At 68.5% G+C, this 19,342-nt stretch carries 20 protein-coding genes and 1 pseudogene; 18 read left to right on the forward strand and 3 right to left on the reverse strand.

Annotated elements, in window-relative coordinates; genetic code table 11:
- The first annotated feature begins 12 nt into the window (after nucleotides 1-12).
- From prmC to JF886_RS14955, 13 genes and pseudogenes are all read left to right on the forward strand, one after another.
- Nucleotides 13-912, forward strand: a complete 900-nt coding sequence (gene prmC, locus JF886_RS14895) for a peptide chain release factor N(5)-glutamine methyltransferase (protein ID WP_337313827.1) — start codon at nucleotides 13-15, stop codon at nucleotides 910-912.
- Nucleotides 912-1,523, forward strand: coding sequence for an L-threonylcarbamoyladenylate synthase (locus JF886_RS14900; RefSeq protein WP_337313829.1), 612 nt, complete (start codon nucleotides 912-914; stop codon nucleotides 1,521-1,523). Before prmC ends, JF886_RS14900 begins: the two co-directional genes overlap by 1 nt.
- A gap of 42 nt (nucleotides 1,524-1,565) precedes the next feature.
- Nucleotides 1,566-2,858, forward strand: a complete 1,293-nt coding sequence (glyA, locus tag JF886_RS14905) for a serine hydroxymethyltransferase (RefSeq protein WP_337313831.1) — start codon at nucleotides 1,566-1,568, stop codon at nucleotides 2,856-2,858.
- Nucleotides 2,858-3,988, forward strand: coding sequence for an MraY family glycosyltransferase (locus JF886_RS14910; protein ID WP_337313833.1), 1,131 nt, complete (start codon nucleotides 2,858-2,860; stop codon nucleotides 3,986-3,988). The genes glyA and JF886_RS14910 overlap by 1 nt, the downstream gene beginning before the upstream one ends.
- Before the next feature lie 231 nt (nucleotides 3,989-4,219).
- The gene (locus JF886_RS14915; RefSeq protein WP_337313835.1) at nucleotides 4,220-4,582 is read left to right on the forward strand and encodes a hypothetical protein; all 363 of its coding nucleotides are present in this window, start codon (nucleotides 4,220-4,222) and stop codon (nucleotides 4,580-4,582) included.
- Nucleotides 4,579-5,388, forward strand: a complete 810-nt coding sequence (atpB, locus tag JF886_RS14920) for a F0F1 ATP synthase subunit A (protein ID WP_337313837.1) — start codon at nucleotides 4,579-4,581, stop codon at nucleotides 5,386-5,388. Before JF886_RS14915 ends, atpB begins: the two co-directional genes overlap by 4 nt.
- A gap of 16 nt (nucleotides 5,389-5,404) precedes the next feature.
- Complete coding sequence (gene atpE, locus JF886_RS14925) at nucleotides 5,405-5,653, forward strand: ATP synthase F0 subunit C (RefSeq protein ID WP_337313839.1); 249 nt, start codon at nucleotides 5,405-5,407, stop codon at nucleotides 5,651-5,653.
- A complete protein-coding gene (gene atpF, locus JF886_RS14930) occupies nucleotides 5,654-6,187 on the forward strand; it encodes a F0F1 ATP synthase subunit B (RefSeq protein WP_337313841.1) in 534 nt (177 codons plus the stop codon).
- The gene (atpH, locus tag JF886_RS14935; protein ID WP_337313844.1) at nucleotides 6,188-6,712 is read left to right on the forward strand and encodes an ATP synthase F1 subunit delta; all 525 of its coding nucleotides are present in this window, start codon (nucleotides 6,188-6,190) and stop codon (nucleotides 6,710-6,712) included.
- Between the two features lie 65 nt (nucleotides 6,713-6,777).
- A complete protein-coding gene (atpA, locus tag JF886_RS14940; protein WP_337313845.1) occupies nucleotides 6,778-8,301 on the forward strand; it encodes a F0F1 ATP synthase subunit alpha in 1,524 nt (507 codons plus the stop codon).
- 4 nt (nucleotides 8,302-8,305) lie between these two features.
- Nucleotides 8,306-9,160, forward strand: coding sequence for an ATP synthase F1 subunit gamma (gene atpG / locus JF886_RS14945; RefSeq protein WP_337313846.1), 855 nt, complete (start codon nucleotides 8,306-8,308; stop codon nucleotides 9,158-9,160).
- A 25-nt stretch (nucleotides 9,161-9,185) separates the two neighbouring features.
- Nucleotides 9,186-10,613: pseudogene (gene atpD, locus JF886_RS14950) on the forward strand (F0F1 ATP synthase subunit beta); the annotation flags it as partial.
- A 432-nt stretch (nucleotides 10,614-11,045) separates the two neighbouring features.
- A complete protein-coding gene (locus tag JF886_RS14955; protein ID WP_337313848.1) occupies nucleotides 11,046-11,480 on the forward strand; it encodes a F0F1 ATP synthase subunit epsilon in 435 nt (144 codons plus the stop codon).
- 3 nt (nucleotides 11,481-11,483) lie between these two features.
- Here the strand turns inward: JF886_RS14955 and JF886_RS14960 are convergent, their stop codons facing one another.
- Complete coding sequence (locus tag JF886_RS14960; RefSeq protein ID WP_337313850.1) at nucleotides 11,484-11,903, reverse strand: DUF6855 family protein; 420 nt, start codon at nucleotides 11,901-11,903, stop codon at nucleotides 11,484-11,486.
- A 62-nt stretch (nucleotides 11,904-11,965) separates the two neighbouring features.
- Between JF886_RS14960 and JF886_RS14965 the strand changes: the two genes are divergently transcribed.
- Both JF886_RS14965 and JF886_RS14970 read left to right on the forward strand, forming a co-directional pair.
- Complete coding sequence (locus JF886_RS14965) at nucleotides 11,966-13,027, forward strand: phosphotransferase family protein (RefSeq protein ID WP_337313852.1); 1,062 nt, start codon at nucleotides 11,966-11,968, stop codon at nucleotides 13,025-13,027.
- Nucleotides 13,027-14,232 carry an acyl-CoA dehydrogenase family protein gene (locus JF886_RS14970; protein WP_337313854.1) on the forward strand — a complete coding sequence of 402 codons (1,206 nt, stop codon included), beginning with the start codon at nucleotides 13,027-13,029 and terminating at the stop codon, nucleotides 14,230-14,232. Before JF886_RS14965 ends, JF886_RS14970 begins: the two co-directional genes overlap by 1 nt.
- Before the next feature lie 16 nt (nucleotides 14,233-14,248).
- Here the strand turns inward: JF886_RS14970 and JF886_RS14975 are convergent, their stop codons facing one another.
- Nucleotides 14,249-14,614 (reverse strand): hypothetical protein, encoded by a 366-nt coding sequence (locus JF886_RS14975; RefSeq protein WP_337313856.1) that lies wholly within the window; start codon nucleotides 14,612-14,614, stop codon nucleotides 14,249-14,251.
- Complete coding sequence (locus JF886_RS14980) at nucleotides 14,611-15,687, reverse strand: class I fructose-bisphosphate aldolase (protein ID WP_337313869.1); 1,077 nt, start codon at nucleotides 15,685-15,687, stop codon at nucleotides 14,611-14,613. Before JF886_RS14980 ends, JF886_RS14975 begins: the two co-directional genes overlap by 4 nt.
- 118 nt (nucleotides 15,688-15,805) lie before the next feature.
- Between JF886_RS14980 and murA the strand changes: the two genes are divergently transcribed.
- From murA to JF886_RS14995, 3 genes are all read left to right on the forward strand, one after another.
- Nucleotides 15,806-17,113, forward strand: a complete 1,308-nt coding sequence (gene murA / locus JF886_RS14985; RefSeq protein WP_337313858.1) for a UDP-N-acetylglucosamine 1-carboxyvinyltransferase — start codon at nucleotides 15,806-15,808, stop codon at nucleotides 17,111-17,113.
- A gap of 8 nt (nucleotides 17,114-17,121) precedes the next feature.
- Complete coding sequence (locus tag JF886_RS14990; protein WP_337313860.1) at nucleotides 17,122-18,090, forward strand: rod shape-determining protein; 969 nt, start codon at nucleotides 17,122-17,124, stop codon at nucleotides 18,088-18,090.
- 105 nt (nucleotides 18,091-18,195) lie between these two features.
- Nucleotides 18,196-19,005 (forward strand): alpha/beta fold hydrolase, encoded by an 810-nt coding sequence (locus JF886_RS14995; protein ID WP_337313862.1) that lies wholly within the window; start codon nucleotides 18,196-18,198, stop codon nucleotides 19,003-19,005.
- The last annotated feature ends 337 nt before the right edge of the window (nucleotides 19,006-19,342 follow it).

Below are 19,342 nucleotides of genomic sequence, written 5' to 3' on the forward strand. Positions count from 1 at the left end.
GCACCCTCCCCGGTGAGCCCGCTGCGCACCGTCATGGAGGTGGTGCGGCTCAGCACCGGCTACCTCGAGAGCCACGGGAGCAGCTCGCCTCGACTCGACGCCGAGCTGCTGGCGGCGACGGCCCTGCGGATTCGCCGGCTCGACCTGTACCTGCAGTTCGACCGACCGCTGGAGGAGGAGCAGCTGAGCGCCATCCGCGAGCTGGTGCGCCGCCGCGGCGACGGCGAGCCCGTCGCCCACATCACCGGCGAGCGCGAGTTCTACGGACGGCCGTTTGCCGTCTCAGCGGACGTCCTCATCCCCCGGCCGGAGACCGAGACGCTCGTCCAGCTCGCCCTGCAACGCGCTCGCGGCCAGGCCCACGATGGCGACGGGCTGCGCATCGCCGACATCGGCACCGGCAGCGGCTGCGTCGCCATCACGCTGGCCGCCGAGCTGCCCGGCGCAGCGGTGACCGCGACCGACGTCAGCGACGCGGCGCTCGCCGTCGCAGCCACCAACCTCCGCCGCCTCGGGCTCACCGAGCGCGTCGCGCTGCTGCGCGGCTCCTGGTGCGACCCACTCCAGGGTCGGGCCGACCCACTCCAGGGTCGGGCCTTCGACATCGTCGTCTCCAACCCACCCTACGTGCCCTCTGCCGAGTTGGACGGCCTGGCGCGCGACGTGCGTGACCATGAGCCGGCGCTGGCGCTCGACGGCGGAACGGACGGGCTCGAGGCCTACCGGGGGCTGCTGCCCTCGATCGCCACGGTCCTCGCGCCGGGCGCGTGGGCCGCGGTGGAGATCGACATCCGGGAGGCCGCCGCGGTGGAGGCGCTGGGACGCGAGGCGCTGGGCGGATCGGCGCGCCCCAGCGTGCACAACGACCTCAGCGGTCGGCCGCGGGTGGTGGCGTTCGAGATCATCAAATGATGACCGCTGACAGGGAGACCGGCGCCTCGAACGCGCTGCACGCCGCGCTGGCGGCCGTGCGCGGCGGTGCGGTGATCGCCGTCGCCACCGACACCGTGTACGGCCTCGCCTGTGACCCCGCCAACGCGGCCGCCGTGGACCGGGTCTATGTGATCAAGGGACGGCCGGCCGGGATGGAGCTCTCTCTGCTCGCCGGCGACGCGGCCGACCTCGACGACCTGGTGCGCTGGACCGCGATCGCCGAGCATCTCGCAGAGGCCTTCTGGCCCGGCCCGCTCTCCCTGGTGCTGCCGATCGGCGTGCGCGGTCTCGCCGTCCCGAGGCGGGGGGGCACCGTGTCAGTGCGCGTGCCTGACCACGACCGCCTTCGTGACCTGCTGCGCGAGAGCGGTCCGTTGGCGAGCACCAGCGCCAACCGCCACAGGGCGCCGCCATTGACGCAGGCGGCTGCAGTGCGCCGCGAATTCGGTGCTGAGATCGGCGCGGTGCTGGCGGGTGGCCGCCCTCGCGGCAGTGCCTCCACTATCATCGACTGCAGCGTGACGCCACCGCGCGTCCTGCGCGACGGGCCGATCGACAGCCACAGGCTCAGGGAATTCGTGCAGGGCTGACCACGAGCCCCCGCGTTCCAGCGCCAGGAGGTCGATGACAGGATGGCAGTGCAGCAGCAGGCGGGCACCGGCGTCGAGAGCGGATTCACCGCCAAGCCCGCGCTCCGGGCCACCGATCCCGAGGTGGCTGCGCTCCTGGATGACGAGCTCACCCGCCAGGAGGAGACGCTCGAGCTGATCCCCTCGGAGAACCTGGCGTCGGTGGCGGTCCTCGAGGCGCTCGGGTCGTGGCTCAACAACAAGTACGCCGAGGGCGTCCCCGGCAAGCGCTATTACGGCGGATGCCAGGTGGTCGACAAGGTGGAGAACCTGGCGCGCGACCGCTGCAGGGAGCTCTTCGGTGCCGACCACGCCAACGTCCAGCCGCACTCCGGGTCCCAGGCGAACACCGCCGTCTACGCCAGCGTTCTCAAGCCCGGTGACACGGTGCTCGGCATGGCGCTCGACCAAGGCGGCCACCTCACGCACGGGTCGCCGGTGAACTTCAGCGGGAAGCTCTACAACTTCGAGGCGTACACGGTGAGCGACGCCAACGGGCGCATCGACTATGACGAAGTCCGCGGCCGCGCGCACGAGGTGGCGCCGTCGCTCATCGTTGCCGGTTACAGCTCGTATCCACGCCTCCTGGACTTCGCCGCCTTCGAGGACATAGCCCGCGACGTGGGCGCCCTGCTCATGGTCGACATGGCGCACTTCGCTGGGCTGGTCGCGGGCGGCGCGCACCCGTCGCCGGTGCCGTACGCCGACTTCGTCACGTTCACCACGCACAAGACGCTGCGCGGACCGTGGGGCGGCGTCATCCTCTGCAGGGCCGAGCACGCCGATGCCATCGACAAGTCAGTGTTCCCGGGGACCCAGGGCGGGCCTCAGATGCACACCATCGCGGCCAAGGCGGTGATGTTCCAGCAGTGCCTGCAACCCGAGTTCCGCGCCTACGCGCGCCAGGTAGTTACCAATGCGGCGGCGCTGGCGCGCGGCCTTACCACGCGAGGCATCGAGTTGGTCACCGGCGGGACCGACAACCACCTGATGGTCATCGACCTGCGTCCATTCGGGGTGCGCGGGCGGGCCGCGCAGAGCGGCTTCGACGAGGTGGGCATCACCATGAATGCCAACGGGTTTCCCAACCACGGGGCCACCGCGTACAACCCCAATGGGCTGCGCCTGGGCACCCCGTCCGTGACCACGCGCGGGATGCGCGAGGCGGAGATGGACGAGATCGCCGACATGATCGCGGAGATGCTCAGGGACTTCGACGACGTCACCGTTCACGCCCAGGTGCGTGAGCGCAGCCTCGCTCTCTGCAGGCGGTTCCCGCTGCCCTATCGCGTCTGATGGGATCCGCCGGCTGGCTGCCCGCCCTGCCTCCGTTCCTGCTGGCCAGCGTCGTCACCATGATCCTCATCCCCGCCACCATGCTGCTGGCGAGGCGGGTGGGGGCCGTCGCCGAGCCCGATGCCGACCGTCACCTGCACCGCCAGTCGACTCCGCGCCTCGGCGGTTTGGCGTTGTTCGGTGGGTTCACGGTGGCCCTGCTGGTGTTCGGGGGACCGGTGAGCGACCGCTGGCAGGTGGTCGGCGTCACCGCGGCGATCACCGTGGCGATGCTCATCGACGACATTCTCGACCTCCCCTGGAACGCCAAGCTGGCGATTGAGCTGGGGGCCGGCGTCCTCGTCGCCGCGCTGGGCATCACCATCAACTTCTTCGCGGTCCCCGGTGGCCACGGGCCCTCGCTCGTCGAGCTGGGCTGGCTGGCGGCTCCGATCACGGCGATCTTTGTGCTCGGCATGGAGGTGTCGATCAACCTCCTCGACGGCTCCGACGGGGTCGCCGCCGGGGTGGTCGGCATCGTCGCCACAGTGCTCCTGCTTGCGGCAGTCAACCGCATCCAGGGGCCCGCTGACGTGCAGAACGGCGTGATCATCCTGAGCGGAGCCCTGATGGGCTGCTGCACCGGGTTCCTGTTCTTCAACCTGCCGCCCGCGCGCGTCTTCATGGGTGACACGGGCAGCCACTTCCTCGGCGTGGCGCTGGCGGTGATCAGCGTCCTCGGCGTCGCCAAGATTGCCGTGGCTCTGGCGCTGTTCGTCCCGCTCATCGCCCTCGGTCTGCCCATCGGCGACACGGCGTTCGCGATCGTGCGCCGCCGCCGCGCCGGGCGCAGCGCCACCGATCCCGACGCCGGCCATCTGCATCACCGCATGCTGGCCACGGGAATGAGCCCGATGGAGACCGCGCTCACCTTCTACCTGATGACCGCCATCCTGGGCTGCGTGGCGCTGTTCGTGTTCGGGCACCGGCGCATCCTCGACGTCGCCCTGGCGCTCCTGGTGGTCGCGCTCGTCGGCCTGCTCTGGCGCAGCCGCCGTCGCCGCCCGGAGGTCGACTCCGATGGTTTCCTGGTGGTGCGTGGACGGCCCAGCGCGCCGGCGCGCGTGCGCCGCGGTGGGGAGGCGGACTGAGTCGCGAGTGACCAAGCACGGAGGGGATGGCCCGAAATCGGGGGCCGGAATCAGCTATGCGGACATGCTCGGCCTCGGTGTCGCCCTCGCCGTTGCGGTGGTCATTCCCCTGTTGCTCGGCCTGTGGTTGGGAGGTCTCGCAGGGGCCCAGACGTTCGGGGTCCTCGCGGGGGTCGCTCTTGGTATCGTTGCGGCGGGCTGCGTCCTGTACCTGAGGTTGAGGCGGTATTGGTGATCTCGAAAAGCGTTTCCGCGCGGCCGGCGCATGTCGTCCGGTCGGCGGCGCTGGCATGCCTGGCTGCTGCCGTGGCATGCGCGCTGGTCGGCACCATCGTCGGCCATCCAACGTTTGGACTTGGCCTCGCGACGGGGCTCGCCGTCGGGGCAGGCAACGGCTACGCGGCTGAGCGCCTCTTCTCCGTGGGGGTGCCATTCATCGCCACGAGCATGTTGCGAATCATCGTGCTGACCCTGGTCGCGCTGGTGGCCGGCCTGGTGTTCGGGTTCGGTCCCGCCGTGCCGGTCGTCGCGGGCCTGGCCCTCGCACAACTGGTCCTCGCCGGCAGCGCCATGGTCGAGTCGGTGCGCCGATGACGTTCGCGATGCTCCTCGACACGGGGCCGACGGTCACCCAGCCCAGCACGGCGATATGCAACTCGCCTCCGTTGCTGACCAACCCCATCACCGTCTCGGCGTGCGACCTCAACCACGACACCCTGATCAGCAGCGCCTTCGCCATCGTCGTCACCCTGATCATCGTGTTTGCGGTGGCCAGGCACGTGGTTCCGGGGGTTCCCGGAAAGGTGCAGATGGTCCTGGAGCTGTTCCTCGACTACGTCAAGGGGCTGGTCCGCGACTCGGTGGGCGAGGGTTCTGATTTCATCATCCCCATCGCGGCCACCATCGGCCTGTACATCCTCGTGGCCAACTGGATCGCTTTCCTGCCGCTGGCCCATCCGCTTCAGCCGGCGGCGGCGGACCTGAATCAGACGCTGGCCATGGCAGTGGTGGTCGTCGGCGTCGTCCAGGTGTACAGCTTCAAGGTGCTGGGCTTCCGCGGATACTTCCGTCGCTTCACCAAGCCCTTCGAGTTCAACTGGGCATTCCGAATCGTGTTCATCCCGCTCAACCTCATCGAGGAGGTCGTCAAGCCGATCACCCTCTCGCTGCGACTGTTCGGCAACATCTTCGCCGGCCTGGTGATGGTCGAGCTGCTCAGTCAGCTGCCGATCTTTCTCGCCTGGTTGCCGGTCGCGGTCTGGAAGGTGTTCGACGTCCTCTTCATCGGCGCCATCCAGGCGTTCATCTTCATGCTTCTCACCGTCATCTATTTCGAAATGGCCCGCGAGGGGTTGGAAGAAGAGGGGCACCACGGCGCTCAGGCCGCTGCCCACGCATAGGCACTAGGGAGGCACCATGAACCACGCTATCGCCCTGGCAGGGGCGCTGATCGGAGCCGGTATCGCGCTCGGTGGTGGCGCCATCGGCGCGGCCATCGGAGACGGGCTGGCCGGCAACGCGGCCATTCAGGGGCAGGCCCGCCAACCAGAGGCAGCCGGCGCACTGCGCGTCACCATGTTCCTCATCATCGGCCTGGTCGAAGCCATGTACTTCATCAACGTGGTCTTCGTCTTCATCCTCATCGGCGACGCCAAGATCACCTAGATGAGACCGATGGTCGCGGACGCCAGCCTCCTGGAGATCAACGTCACCTTTGTCGTCGAGGTGATCGCGTTCGTCGCGCTGCTGCTCGCGCTGCGGCGGTGGGCGTATCCCAGGATCATGGCTGCCGCGGAGAGCCGCCAGCAGTTGATCGCGCGCAACCTCTCGGAGGCCGAGCGGAACCGCCAGGAGGCGTCAGCGGCCCTGGAGGACGTCAGCCGCCAGATCGAGGACGCCCGCGCCCAGGCGCGCGAGATCATCGACCGCGCCCACAAGGCCGCCGTCCTGGAGACCGAGGAGCTGGCCCGCAAGGGACGGCGCGAGGCCGAGGCTCAGCTGCAGCGAGCCCGCTCGGAGATCGCCACCGAGCGCGACAAGGCGATCCAGGAGATCCGCGCCGAGGTGGGCACCCTGGTGGTCTCGGCGGCGAGCCGCGTGCTCGGCCAGGCCATCGACAGCCGCACCCATTCGCGGCTGATCGAGGAGTCCCTGGCACAGGTGGACTCGAGCAACGGCAACGGCAGCGGGGCCAACTGAGTGGCGTCCTCTATCGGCCGCCGCTACGCGCAGGCCTACTTCGACCTGGCCCGCGAAGCAAAGAAGATTCAGCAGCGACGTGAGGACCTGGCGCGCGCGGTGGAGACGCTCGCCAACCCGGAGGTAGCGGACGCGCTCGTCAACCCGCGCCTCACCCTGGCCGATCGAACCCGGCTTGCGCTCGACCTTCTCGAGGGCGTGGGCGACCCGGCGCGCAACCTGGTGCGCCTGATCATCCAGCGCGGTCGCATCGCCGTGCTCCGCGACATCCTCGAGGCGTGCGACACCCTCACGGACCGCGACAGTGGAGTCATCCGCGCCGAGGTGGTGACCGCGATCCCGGTCGACCCGGAACTGAAGAAGCACATCGGCTCCGTTCTCGGCGACAAGCTCGGCGCAGCGGTGCAGACCGAGGTTCGACAGGACCCGGAGATCATCGGCGGACTGGTCATCCGCATCGGCGACCGGGTCATCGACACCAGCGTGCGCACCCGGCTCCAGCAGCTCCGGACGGCGCTCGTCTGATGCGCTCCGTGCCTCTCAATCCCACCGCGCCGCCGCGCGCATAACGACAGAGGAACCACAACAGAATGGCCATACGCAGTGACGAGATCGGCGAGATCCTCAAGCAGAGGATCGCCAGCTTCGACGCCCCCGTGGTGGACGCGCACGAAGGGGTGATCACCTCGGTCGGCGACGGCATCGCGCGAATCTACGGGCTCGAGGAGGCGATGGCCGGCGAGCTGCTCGAGTTCCCCGCCCCCCCCGGCGGGCAGCCTGTGCTCGGGCTCGCGCTCGACCTCAGAGAGGACGGCGTGGGTGCGGCGATCATGGGCGAGTACGAGCACCTCCAGGAGGGCGACACCGTCCGCACCACCGGACGCGTCGCCGAGGTGCCGGTCGGCGACGAGCTCATCGGTCGCATCGTCAACGCGCTCGGCGAGCCGCTCGACGGCAAGGGGCCCGTCGAGACCTCGAAAAATCTTCCCATCGAGAACGTCGCGCCCGGTGTCATGTTCCGCCAGGCGGTGACCACGCCCATGCAGACAGGCATCAAGGCCATCGACGCCATGTTTGCCATCGGCCGTGGCCAGCGCGAGCTGATCATCGGTGACCGCCAGACCGGCAAGACCCAGGTGGCTCTCGACGCCATCATCAACCAGAAGGACAGCGGCATCATCTGCATCTACGTCGCTGTCGGCCAGCGGCGCCAGACCGTGGCCCAGGTGGCCGCCCGCCTCGAGGAGGCCGGCGCGCTCCAGAACACCATCATCGTCGCTGCCACCGCCAGCGACCCGGCACCGATGCAGTTCATGGCTCCGTATGCGGGGTGCGCCATGGGCGAGTTCTTCATGCAGAAGGGCAAGCACGCGCTGATCGTGTACGACGACCTCAGCAAGCACGCCCAGGCGTACCGCCAGCTCTCGTTGCTGCTGCGTCGGCCACCGTCGCGTGAGGCGTATCCAGGCGACGTCTTCTACCTGCACTCGCGCCTGCTCGAGCGCGCTGCGCGCATGAGCGACAAGGAGGGCGGGGGCACCCTGACCGCCCTGCCGATCATCGAGACGCAGGCCAACGACGTGTCGGCGTACATCCCCACCAACGTCATCTCCATCACCGACGGCCAGATCTTCCTGGAGACGGACCTGTTCAACGCGGGCATCCGGCCCGCCATCAACGTCGGCATCTCCGTCTCGCGCGTCGGCTCGGCGGCGCAGACCAAGGCCATGAAACAGGTCGCCGGGCAGCTCAAGCTCGACCTCGCTCAGTACGGCGAGCTGCGCGCCTTCGCGCAGTTCTCCGCAGACCTCGACAAGCGCACCCGCGCCACCCTGGACCGCGGCCAGCGCATGACCGAGCTGCTCAAGCAGCCGGCCAACTCGCCAGTCCCCTTCGCCCAGCAGGTGGTCGCCATCTACGCCGGCACCAAGGGATACATCGATGACGTGCCCGTCGAGCGCGTCGGTGAGTTCGAGAAGGGGCTGCTGCGCTTTCTCGGCAGCGACTACCCCGACATCGAGAAGGACATCACCGAGAAGCAGGAGCTCACCGCGGACACCGAGAAGGCGCTGGCCGCAGCGATCGAGAAGTTCAAAGAGAGCTTCGCCGGATAGATAGATGGCATCTCTTCGCGACCTGCGTCGACGCATCAAGAGCGTCAAGAACACGCAGAAGATCACCAAGGCGATGGAGCTGGTCGCCGCTGCCAAGATGCGGCGCGCCCAGGAGCGGGTGGAAGCCGCGCGCCCTTACGCCGAGGAGATCAGCAATGTCATCGCCGACATCTTCAAGCGCGACCCGGAGTACAAGCACCCCTACCTCGAGGTGCGTGAGGTGCGCAACCGGCTGGTGGTCCTGGTCACGTCGGACCGCGGGCTGGTGGGGGCGCTCAACAGCAACAACATCCGCCTGGCGCTGCGCGAGATGAACGAATCACCGGGCGGCGCCTCGGTGGTCACCATCGGCCGCAAGGGTCGCGACATGATGCGACGGCTGCGCCGCGATCTCGTCGCCGATCGCAGCGGCCTCGGCGACCGGCCGTCGATGGGCGACATCCTCCCCGCGATCCGCGTCGCCATGGAGCAGTACGAGAACGGCGACGCGGACCAGGTCGACCTGGTGTACGCGCGGTTTATCAGCGCCGGGCGCCAGGTGGCCACGGCACGCCGGCTGCTGCCGCTCGAGGTGCCGGAGGCGACGAGTGAGCTGGCGGCGGACTTCGTCTATGAGCCGGAGCCCAAGGACGTTCTCGACGCGCTCCTGCCGCGGTACGTGGAGTCGCAGATCTACCAGGCCGTGCTCGAGAACCTCGCCAGCCAGATGGCGGCCCAGATGGTTGCGATGCGCAACGCCTCCGACAACGCCAACGACCTGATCACCGATCTCACGCTCACCGCCAACACGGTGCGGCAGAGCGCGATCACGACCGAACTGATGGAAATCGTCGGCGGCGCAGCCGCCTTGGCGGGCTGAGACCCGAACCGCAAGGAGAGCAGAGATGGCAGTCGCCGCCAAGAAGAACGCCAAACAACAGGGCGTCGGCACCGGCACGGTGGTTCAGGTCATCGGACCTGTCGTCGACGTGGAGTTCGAGGGCGACCGCCTGCCCGACATCTACTACGCGCTGGAGCGCATCCGCGAGGACAAGACCCGCCTCGTGCTCGAGGTGCAGCAGAACCTCGGCAACAGCACGGTGCGCACCATCGCGATGAACACTACCGACGGGCTCCGTCGCGGGGACACGTTCGAGGACACCGGCGCGCCGATCCAGGTGGCGGTGGGTCGCAAGACGCTGGGACGGATGTTCAACGTTATCGGTGAGCCCATCGACGGTAAACCGGCGCTGAAGGACGCGCCGCTGGCGTCGATCCACCGGCTGGCGCCGCCAATTGACGAGCAGTCGACCGACCAGGAGATCCTCGAGACCGGCATCAAGGTCATCGACCTGATCTGCACGTTCAGCAAGGGCTCGAAGATCGGCCTGTTCGGCGGAGCCGGGGTCGGGAAGACGGTCATCGTGCAGGAGATGATCAACAACATCGCCAAGGAGCACGGCGGTTTCTCGGTGTTCGCCGGCGTCGGTGAGCGCACTCGAGAGGGTCGCGACCTGTACGGCGAGATGGAGGAGTCCGGGGTCCTCGACAAGACGGCGCTGGTCTTCGGTCAGATGAACGAGCCGCCGGGAGCGCGCGCCCGCGTGGGGCTCACCGGCCTGACCATCGCCGAGCACTTCCGTGACGAGGAGAAGTCCGACGTCCTCCTCTTCATCGACAACATCTTCCGCTACACGCTGGCCGGCGCCGAGGTCTCGGCCCTGCTCGGGCGCATGCCCAGCGCGGTCGGCTACCAGCCTACGCTGGGCACGGAGATGGGTGACCTGCAGGAGCGGATCACCTCGACCAAGGACGGTTCGATCACCTCAGTGCAGGCCGTGTACGTGCCCGCCGACGACTTCACCGACCCGGCGGTGGCGACGACCTTCGCCCATCTCGGCTCGACGGTGGCGCTGAGCCGCGCCCTCACCGAGATCGGCATCTATCCCGCGGTGGACCCGCTCGACTCGTTCAGCCGCGCGCTCGATCCGACCGTGGTCGGCGACGGGCACTACCGCGTCGCCCAGGGCGTCAAGCGCGTGCTCCAGGAGTACAAGGAGCTCCAGGACATCATCGCCATCCTCGGTCAGGAGGAACTGACCGACGACCAGAAGGTGACCGTCCAGCGCGCCCGTCGCGTGCAGCGCTTTCTCTCGCAGCCGTTCTCGGTCGCGCAGCAGTTCACCGGCCGCGAGGGCAAGTACGTCCCGCTCGAGGAGACAGTCCGCGGTTTCGCCGAGATCCTCGACGGCAAGCACGACGACCTTCCCGAGGATGCCTTCTACATGGTCGGCACCATCGACGAGGCCGTGGAGAAGGCCAAGGAACTCGGTGGCGGCGAGGACGAGGACGCCCCCGACGACAAGGACAAGGCCGTCGGCCCCGAAGGCGAGGCCGAGGGCGAGAACGAGGAGTCGCAGGACGGCGAGGCCAAGGACAAGCAGCCCAAGGGCGAGGCGAAAGCCGACGACGGCGCCAAGGCGGCGACCAAGGACACCACCGAAACCAAGGACACCAAGGCCGAGTCCACCGACGGCGCCGCGACGGCCGACAAGGGTGAGGCGGCTCCCGCCGAGGACGGTGAGCAGCAGCCTGCCAAGACCGCCGACGAGAAGCAGGCCGACAGCGGGTCTGACAAGAAGGAGACGACAACAGTCGCCAAGTCGAAGGCCGACGGGGAAAAGAACGCCGACCCCAAGGCGAAGTCCAAGCCCACCGCGAAGGCGGGGGAGAAGGACCAGCCGGAGAAGGGGAAGACCAGCTAGGTGGCCAACAAGCTGCAGGTCGAGCTGCTCACTGCCGAGGGGCACGTGCTCAGCGAGGAAGCGGACTTCGTGGTCGCCCCCGGGCTCGAGGGCGACCTCGGCGTGCTGCCGCGGCACATCCCGCTGCTGACCCCGCTGCGCACCGGCGAGATCATGGTGCGCAACGACGGCCAGGAGCAGTACTTCTTCGTTGGCGGCGGATTCCTGGAGGTCACGCCTGAGAAGGTGGTGATCCTCGCCGACGTGGCCGAACGTGCCGAGGACATCGACGAGGCCGCGGCCGAGGAGGCACGCAAGGCAGCGCAGGACGCGCTGGCGCAGGACGAGAGCGACGTGCAGGCGGCGGTGCAGCTCGAGCACTCCATCTTCCGCCTGCGGGTTGCCGAGATCCGCCGCCATCATCACCGCGACCGCCGCGGCGACCAGGGCGGCTGAGGGTCAGATCGCGCGCATCCGGTTGTTGCGCGGGTTGTGTTCGACCTCGGCCAGGCCCAACCGTTCCAGCAGCGGCGGTAGGTACATCCCGAACCGTCCGCGCAGACCCTTCTTCAGCCCGTACCAGCCACCGACCGGGTTGTCGGGTGAACGGCCCCAGGCTTCGACGGTGCCCTCGGCGGCCGGCTTCTGCTCATCGGCGCTCCCCAGCGGCACCCAGTCGCCCTGGCTCTTCAGCCAGGCGTGGAGATCCTCGATGCAGCTGAGGTGGTATCGCAGCTGGGTGGTGCCGACCTGGCAGACGAGCGCCGGCGGATCGAGGCTCTCGTCTCGATACATCGCGTACTCGGACGAGCCGCTCGGGGTGGTCAGCAGCCAGGGAACGTCCCTGGTGCCCTCTCGTTTGTCCGAATCGCCGGCCATGACTCACCTCACTGTGCCGCTGAATCGCGCCGCGCAGTCTATCTCTGTAGGCTTGCCCGGCCATGGACAGTCCTCCGGGTCTCGACCTCGACGCGCTGACATCGTTCCTGCAATCGCACGGCGTGTCGACGGCCGGAGACCTCAGTGGGGAGGTGATCGCCGGCGGCCGCTCGAACCTCACCTATTCAGTGACCGATGGTGCGCATCACTGGGTGGTGCGGCGTCCGCCGCTGGCCCACGTCCTGCCCACCGCCCATGACATGACGCGGGAATGGCGCGTGATCAGCGCCTTGCAGGACACAGAGATCCCCGTGCCCGGGGCGGTCGTCATGTGTGAGGACGCGACGGTCATGGGCGCGCCCTTCTACGTGATGGACTTCGTCGACGGCCACGTCGTGCGCGACCGTCTACCCGCAGAGTGGCCGGCCACGGCGGCCACCCGCGAGGCCATGTCGGCGGCGCTGGTGGACACGCTGCTCACCCTGCACGCGCTCGACCCTGACGCCATCGGACTCGGTGATTTCGGCCACCCGCAAGGGTTTCTCGAGCGCCAGGTGCGACGCTGGTGGCGGCAGTGGGAGGGGTCGAAGACGCGGGAGCTGCCGGCCATCGATGAACTGCATCGCCGTCTCCTCGAGGCCATCCCGGCACAGTCGGCTGCGGGCATCGTCCACGGCGACTACCGCTTCGACAACGTCATCTACGCCCCCGAGGACCCCGGCCGCATCGACGCCGTCGTCGACTGGGAGATGAGCACCGTGGGCGACCCGCTGTGTGACCTCGGGCTGCTTGTCGTGTACTGGGTGACCGACCCCGGCGAGGCGGCGGCCTCGGCGCTTCCCGGCGGACGCGTCAGCCTCGGTGAGGGATTCCCGAACCGCGAGCAGATGCTCGCGCGGTACGCCGCGAGAAGTGATCGTGACCTCTCCAACCTCGAGTGGTACGTCGCGCTCGGACACTACAAGCTGGCGATCATCGCCGAGGGGATCAACGCTCGGTTTCTCCTCGGGATGACGGTCGGCGAGGGATTCGAGACCATGGGACCGGCGGTTCCGCTGATCGTCGACCGGGCCTTGGAACGGGCGAGCGCATCCGGCCTCGCCGGGCTCTCAGGAGGAGGCTGATGGACTTCGCATATTCGCCGCGCGTCGTGGAGCTGCGCGAACAGCTCTGGGACTTCATGAACACGCACGTGTTCCCTGCCGAGGAGCGCTACTTCGCGGAGTTCTCGGCGGCGACCGTGCCGCACCACATTCCCGCCGTGATGGATGAGCTCAAGGCCGAGGCCCGCTCTCGCGGTCTGTGGAACCTGTTCCTTCCCGACGAACGCTTCGGCGCCGGGCTCACCAACCTCGAGTACGCGCCGCTGGCCGAGATCACCGGGCACAGCCTGATCGCCCCTGAGGCGATCAACTGCTCGGCGCCCGACACCGGCAACATGGAGGTCCTCGCCCTCTTTGGCTCGCCGGAGCAGCAGGAGACCTGGCTCAAGCCGCTGCTGGCCGGCGAGATCCGCTCCTGCGTCGCCATGACCGAGCCCGACGTGGCCAGCAGCGACCCGACCAACATCAGCACCCGCATCGAGCACGACGGCGACGAGCTGATCATCACCGGACGCAAGTGGTGGACCAGCGGCGCCGCGCACCCCATGGCCAGGGTCTCGCTGCTCATGGGTCTCAGCGACCCGGACGCGGAACCTCATCGGCGCCACTCGTTCGTCCTCGTGCCCATGGACGCCGACGGCGTGCGCGTCGTTCGCCAGCTGCAGGTGTTCGGGTATGACGATCCGGGCGCCCATTGCGAGGTGATGTTCGACGAAGTGCGCGTCCCCGCCGCCAACCTCATCGGCGAGCGCGGCGCCGCTTTTGCCATCGCCCAGGCGCGGCTGGGGCCGGGAAGGATCCACCACTGCATGCGTGTCATTGGCACTGCCGAGCGAGCGCTGGCGTTGATGTGCGAGCGCGCCCGGACGCGAACCGCGTTCGGCAAGCTGCTCGCCGAGCAGGGCGTGGTGCAACAGGCGATCGCGCGGTCGCGAGTCGAGCTCGAGCAGGTGCGCCTCCTCTGCCACAAGGCCGCATGGTTGATGGACACGCAGGGAACCAAGGGGGCGCGCGCGGAGATCGCCGCCATCAAGGTGGCCGCGCCCCAGGTGGCCTGCGACGTCGTCGACCGCGCCATCCAGGTGCATGGAGGTGCGGGGATGAGCAACGACCTGCCGCTGGCGCGCATGTACGCGTGGACCCGCGCCCTGCGCATCCTCGACGGCCCCGACGAGGTGCACCTGCAGTCGATCGCGCGCCACGAGCTGCGCAAGTCCGCCGGCTGACCCGTCGGTCAGACGGTTACTTCAGGCAGTTTCCGACGGCAGTCTTGTACCCGGTTCCGGACGGATCGGTGGCCTGGCTCACGTTGAGCTGGGCGCGGATGAGGCAGCGTTGCAGCCCGTTGGCCGCGGTGTACTGGTCGCGTGACTGGGTGGTGGCGGAGAGCACGAACCACGTCGCCACCAGCTGCGCGATCACGATGACCAGGATGGCCCCAAGAAGCAGCACCGCGTTGCTCGGTCGGGCACGGCCGTTGCTGCGCACGGTCACGTCGCCGGCGTCGCTGCCGAGCGCCGCTCCACCATCGTCGGTGGTGGACACACCGTGGTCGAGTGGCGCGGCCAGCTCGCTGTCGCCGTCGCCGGGGCGGGTCACTTCGGTCATGCCACAGTCACCTCGTTGAGCAGATAGACGTCCTGGACGGCGTTGAGCAGCTCGATACCCTCGGCGGTGGGCCGCTGAAATGCTTTGCGCCCGGTGATCAGTCCGGCACCGCCGGCGCGCTTGTTGATGACTGCCGTGCGAACCGCCTCAGCCAGGTCGCTCGTGCCCTTGGATTCGCCGCCGCTGTTGATGAGCGGCGAGCGGCCGGAGAAGCAGTTGAGCAGCTGGTAGCGAGTCAGGTCGATGGGGTTGTCGCTGGAGAGCTTGTCGTACACGGCCGGCGCGGTCTTGCCGAAGTTGACCGCGGTGAACCCCCCGTTGTCGGTCGGCAGCTTCTGCTTGATGATGTCGGCCTGGATGGTCACGCCGAGGTGGTTGGCCTGGCCGGTCAGGTCGGCGGCGGTGTGGTAGTCGACGCCGTCCTTCTTGAAGGCGTCGTTGCGCAGGTAGCACCAGAGGACCGTGGCCATGCCCAGCTCATGCGCCTCGTGGAACGCCTCCGTCACCTCCTGCAGCTGGCGCATCCCCTCCGCAGAGCCGAAGTAGATGGTCGCTCCAACCGCCACGGCTCCCATCTCCCAGGCCTGGTGGACGTCGCCGAACATCACCTGGTCGAAGCGGTTGGGGTAGGTGAGCAGTTCGTTGTGGTTGAGCTTGACGATGAACGGGATGCGGTGCGCCCAGCGCCGGGCCACCGAACCGAGCACACCGAAGGTCGAGGCCACTGCGTTGCAGCCGCCCTCCACGGCGAGCTCGACGAGCTTCTCGCCGTCGAAGTAGGCGGGATTGGCGGCGAACGAGGCGCCCGCGGAGTGCTCGATGCCCTGGTCGACCGGGAGGATGGAGAGGTACCCGGTGCCGGCGAGCCGGCCGTGGTCGAAGAGGGCCTGCAGGCTGCGCAGGACGCGAACGTTGCGGTCGCTCGACGAGACCACCCGATCGACGAAGTCGGGCCCGGGAAGGTGGAGCAGGTCCCTAGACACCGTTTCGCAACGGTGCTCGAGGAGTTCCTGAGCGTCGCTGCCTAGCAGGCTCTCGATCCGACCGAGCGGGGTTGTCGTCGCCGTCGCCATCGCCATCGCGTGTCTCTCCCTTGCTGCGTTCTTCGGGGTCAGTTTCGCCGATCTGTCGGCGGCCGTGCCCGCTCCCGGGCGCAGAACGGACCCTCGCTCGGATACGTTTACGCCGCTGATGGACCTCCTGCGCATCTCCGGGCCTACACCACTCCAGGGCACCGTCTCGATCTCTGGGAGCAAGAACGCCGCCCTTCCGGTGATGGCCGCATCTCTGCTCACCGATCAGGTACTCGAGCTGCGCAACGTGCCCGACATCGAGGACATCGAGGCGATGGCCTCGATGCTGCGCCACCTGGGCGTCGCCGTCGACCGCCTGTCGCCCTCCTCGTGGCGCCTCCACGCCGCCGAGGTGCGCTCCGTCGAGGTTGGCGCGGACCTCACCCGGCGGATGCGCGGCTCCTTCCTGCTCCTCGGGGCACTCATCGCCCGCACCGGCGAGGCGGCCATCGCCAAACCCGGCGGTGACGACATCGGCATGCGCCGCGTCGAGCAGCATCTCGAGGGCCTCCGTCTGATGGGCGCGAGGGTCGAGGAGCGAGCCGACATGTACGCCGCCCACGCGCCGCGCCTGCGCGGGGCGCGCATCGACCTCGACATCCCCACGGTCACGGGCACGGAGAACCTGATCATGGCGGCGGTGCTCGCCGAGGGCATCACGGTCATCGCCAACGCCGCGCGCGAGCCGCATGTCTTCGACCTGGTGCGCTGCCTGGTGGGCATGGGCGCACACATCGCCGGCGCCGGCAGCGAGCTCATCGTCATCGAGGGTCAGAGCGGGCTCCTGCACGGCACCAGCCACGGCGTCACCACCGACTACATCGAGGCGGGCACGTACATGGCGGCTGCGGCCGCAACCGGCGGCGACGTCGTCGTCGACCGGATGCGTCCGAGCGACGTGCGCTGGCTGATCAACAAGCTACGCAGCGCCGGTGCCGACGTCGTCGAGGGCGCCAGCCAGGTACGCGTGCGCGGCGGCCGCCTGCGCTCGGTGGACGTGACCACGTGGCCGCATCCCGGTTTCGCGACCGACCTGCAGCCGCAGTACTGCGCGCTGATGACCCAGGCGAGCGGCACCAGCATCGTCAGCGAGGCCCTGTACGAAAACCGCTTCCGCCACGTGCCGGCCCTGCTCGACTTCGGCGCGCGGATCAGCGTCGAGGGGCGCAGCGCCATCGTCGAGGGCCCCGTGGCTTTGCACGCGGCGCGTGCCACGGTGCCCGACATCCGCTCCGGGGCGGCCCTGGTGATCGCCGCACTCTGCGCCCACGGCACCACCCACCTCGACGGCGTGTACCACCTCGACCGCGGCTACGAGGCCCTGGACGAGAAGCTCCGAGGGCTCGGAGCCGACGTGCAGCGGATCAGCGTGGACGGTGACAGTGACCCCGCTGCGCGTGACCTCAGCGGCGTGGTCGGCGACTAGACGAGCACGTGCTCGGCAAGAAGCTCGGCGTCGATCTCGGGACGGCGACGACGCGGGTCATCACGCGCGGTGAGGGCACCGTGCTGACCGAACCAACCGTGGTGGCCATCAAGGAAGGCGAGCCGGTGCTCAGCCTGATGGGGTCGTCGGCCATCGCCGCCGCCGCGGACGACAGCACGCTCGAACTGCGCCGGCCCTTGCAAGGCGGAAACATCGTCGACCGGCGCGCGCTCACGGCGCTTGTCCAGCACGCCGTCAACCGCGCCGCGGGCAGGCAGCGGATCTTCAAGCCGGACCTGGTCATCGCCGTTCGGTCCGGTATGAACGGCGAGGACCGTCGGACGGTCCTCGAGGCCGCGGCAAGGGCGGGCTCGCGGACGGTGTACCTCATCGACGCGGTCATCGCGGCGGCGATGGGCGCCGGTGTGGCGGTCACCTCGCCACGGGCAAGCATGGTGATCGACATCGGTGCGGGGAAGACCGACGTCGCGGTGTTGGCGCTGGAGGGCACGGTGGCAGGCCGGTCTCTCAGCATCGGCTCGGAGGCGCTCGCCGATCGTCTCGCCGGGCACCTCGACGCGGTGCACGGCGTGTCGTTGAGTCGCGACGAGCTGCGCCGGGCCGTACACCTCCTGGTGGCAGCCTCCCACGAGGAGCGCACCGCCGAGATCGGCGGGGTACTGCTGTCGTCGCACGAGCTCGCCCCCCTGGTCACCGAACACCTCCGCACCCTGGATGGCGCTCTCCTCGAGGTCCTCGATGACACGCCTCCCGCGCTTCGCCAGGACGTGAAGCGCGCCGGCCTTCTGCTCACCGGTGGAGGAGCCCGGCTCGAGGGGCTGGAGCGTCACCTGGGGGTGGTCAGCGGCTGCTCCGCGCGCGTCGCCGGCGAGCCGGACGAGTGCACCGTGCGCGGCACGGCGCTGGCGGTCGACAACCTCGACGTGCTGCGACGGAATTTCATGTACATCCGCTGAAGGTAAGCATCGGCGCGGAGCCGTCGTGCGGTGGATCACAATCGCAGCTAACGGCCGGGCACAATTCCTGCACAGTCGCCAACGGATCTACGGAGAGGTGATGGCATGCCGACAGACGTCATCAATGAGGTAGCGCTGCATTACGTTGTCTTAGGGACGGGGGATCCGCTCGTTCTCGTGCACGGTTCATGGGGCGATCATCACGACTGGGATGCGCTAGCTCCGCTCCTGGCCGACGAGTTCCAAGTTGTTGCCTTTGACCGGCGCGGCCATAGCGCCAGCGCCAGCCCCGCCGGACAAGGGACGGTCAACGACGATGTTGCCGATCTGGCCGCCCTGATCCGGCATGTCGGGAACGGCCCCGCCCACGTTGTCGGCAATTCCTTCGGCGGATCGATCGCGCTCCGGCTGGCTGCGCAAAACCCGGGCCTTATTCGCACCGTGAGCGCCCATGAACCACCTCTGATGACGCTGCTGACGAACGATCCTGCCGCGGGTCCATTCGTCGCGGGGTTCGGGGAGCGGATGGGTGTGGTGATCGCGCTGCTGACGTCCGGTCAGAACGAAGCAGCCGCCCGCGAGTTCGTCGAAAAGATCGCGCTTGGGCCGGCTCAGTGGGACCTGCTTCCGCCTCCGGCGCGTCAGACGTTCGTCCGCAATGCGGGCACGTTCTTGGATGAGGCCAACGATCCTGATGCCCTCACGGTTGAAGTCACCACCCTTTCAAACTACAAGGGCCCGGTGTTGTTGACTCAAGGCGATGCCAGTCCACCATTCTTCGCGATGATCCTTGACACGGTCGCGCCTGCTCTCGCCGGGACGAAACGAGCGACGCTCGAAGGAGCGGGGCACGTGCCGCAGATGTCGCATCCCAAGGAGTACGCCGAGATTTTGGCTGAGCACCTACGCGGGTGAGTCGGCCACCGGGTGATGCCGCGGACGATCAGGTCGTCGCTCTGATCCGAAAGGATGCGTCGGGGGCGCAGAAACCTCAGCGGATAACTCCGTCGCCTACGCTTGGCGTCCGGAACTCGCGGCTACAGCGCTCACGGCGATAGGCTTCATGTATATCCGCTGAACTACCGTCAGCCCGCCTACCGGTCAGCCATCGACCCGGGGTTCACTCGGTCGCGCGGATCGTCGGCCGCGAGAGGGGTGCGACGGAAGGCAGCAAACGGGCCATGTCGTGGCATGAGATCGAGCCACTGCTCATGGAGCTGACGAGCAACAACCGACGAGGCGCTGGGCTAGC

This window comes from Candidatus Aeolococcus gillhamiae, from assembly GCF_016464765.1.
GTDB lineage: Bacteria > Chloroflexota > Dormibacteria > Aeolococcales > Aeolococcaceae > Aeolococcus > Aeolococcus gillhamiae.

Coding starts and splice junctions, on each gene's coding strand:
- JF886_RS14900 (WP_337313829.1), top strand. CDS start 912: ATGACCGCTGACAGGGAGACCGGCGCCTCGAACGCGCTGCACGCCGCG.
- glyA (WP_337313831.1), top strand. CDS start 1,566: ATGGCAGTGCAGCAGCAGGCGGGCACCGGCGTCGAGAGCGGATTCACC.
- JF886_RS14910 (WP_337313833.1), top strand. CDS start 2,858: ATGGGATCCGCCGGCTGGCTGCCCGCCCTGCCTCCGTTCCTGCTGGCC.
- atpB (WP_337313837.1), top strand. CDS start 4,579: ATGACGTTCGCGATGCTCCTCGACACGGGGCCGACGGTCACCCAGCCC.
- atpE (WP_337313839.1), top strand. CDS start 5,405: ATGAACCACGCTATCGCCCTGGCAGGGGCGCTGATCGGAGCCGGTATC.
- atpF (WP_337313841.1), top strand. CDS start 5,654: ATGAGACCGATGGTCGCGGACGCCAGCCTCCTGGAGATCAACGTCACC.
- atpA (WP_337313845.1), top strand. CDS start 6,778: ATGGCCATACGCAGTGACGAGATCGGCGAGATCCTCAAGCAGAGGATC.
- atpG (WP_337313846.1), top strand. CDS start 8,306: ATGGCATCTCTTCGCGACCTGCGTCGACGCATCAAGAGCGTCAAGAAC.
- JF886_RS14960 (WP_337313850.1), bottom strand. CDS start 11,903: ATGGCCGGCGATTCGGACAAACGAGAGGGCACCAGGGACGTTCCCTGG.
- JF886_RS14965 (WP_337313852.1), top strand. CDS start 11,966: ATGGACAGTCCTCCGGGTCTCGACCTCGACGCGCTGACATCGTTCCTG.
- JF886_RS14970 (WP_337313854.1), top strand. CDS start 13,027: ATGGACTTCGCATATTCGCCGCGCGTCGTGGAGCTGCGCGAACAGCTC.
- JF886_RS14975 (WP_337313856.1), bottom strand. CDS start 14,614: ATGACCGAAGTGACCCGCCCCGGCGACGGCGACAGCGAGCTGGCCGCG.
- JF886_RS14980 (WP_337313869.1), bottom strand. CDS start 15,687: ATGGCGACGGCGACGACAACCCCGCTCGGTCGGATCGAGAGCCTGCTA.
- murA (WP_337313858.1), top strand. CDS start 15,806: ATGGACCTCCTGCGCATCTCCGGGCCTACACCACTCCAGGGCACCGTC.
- JF886_RS14995 (WP_337313862.1), top strand. CDS start 18,196: ATGCCGACAGACGTCATCAATGAGGTAGCGCTGCATTACGTTGTCTTA.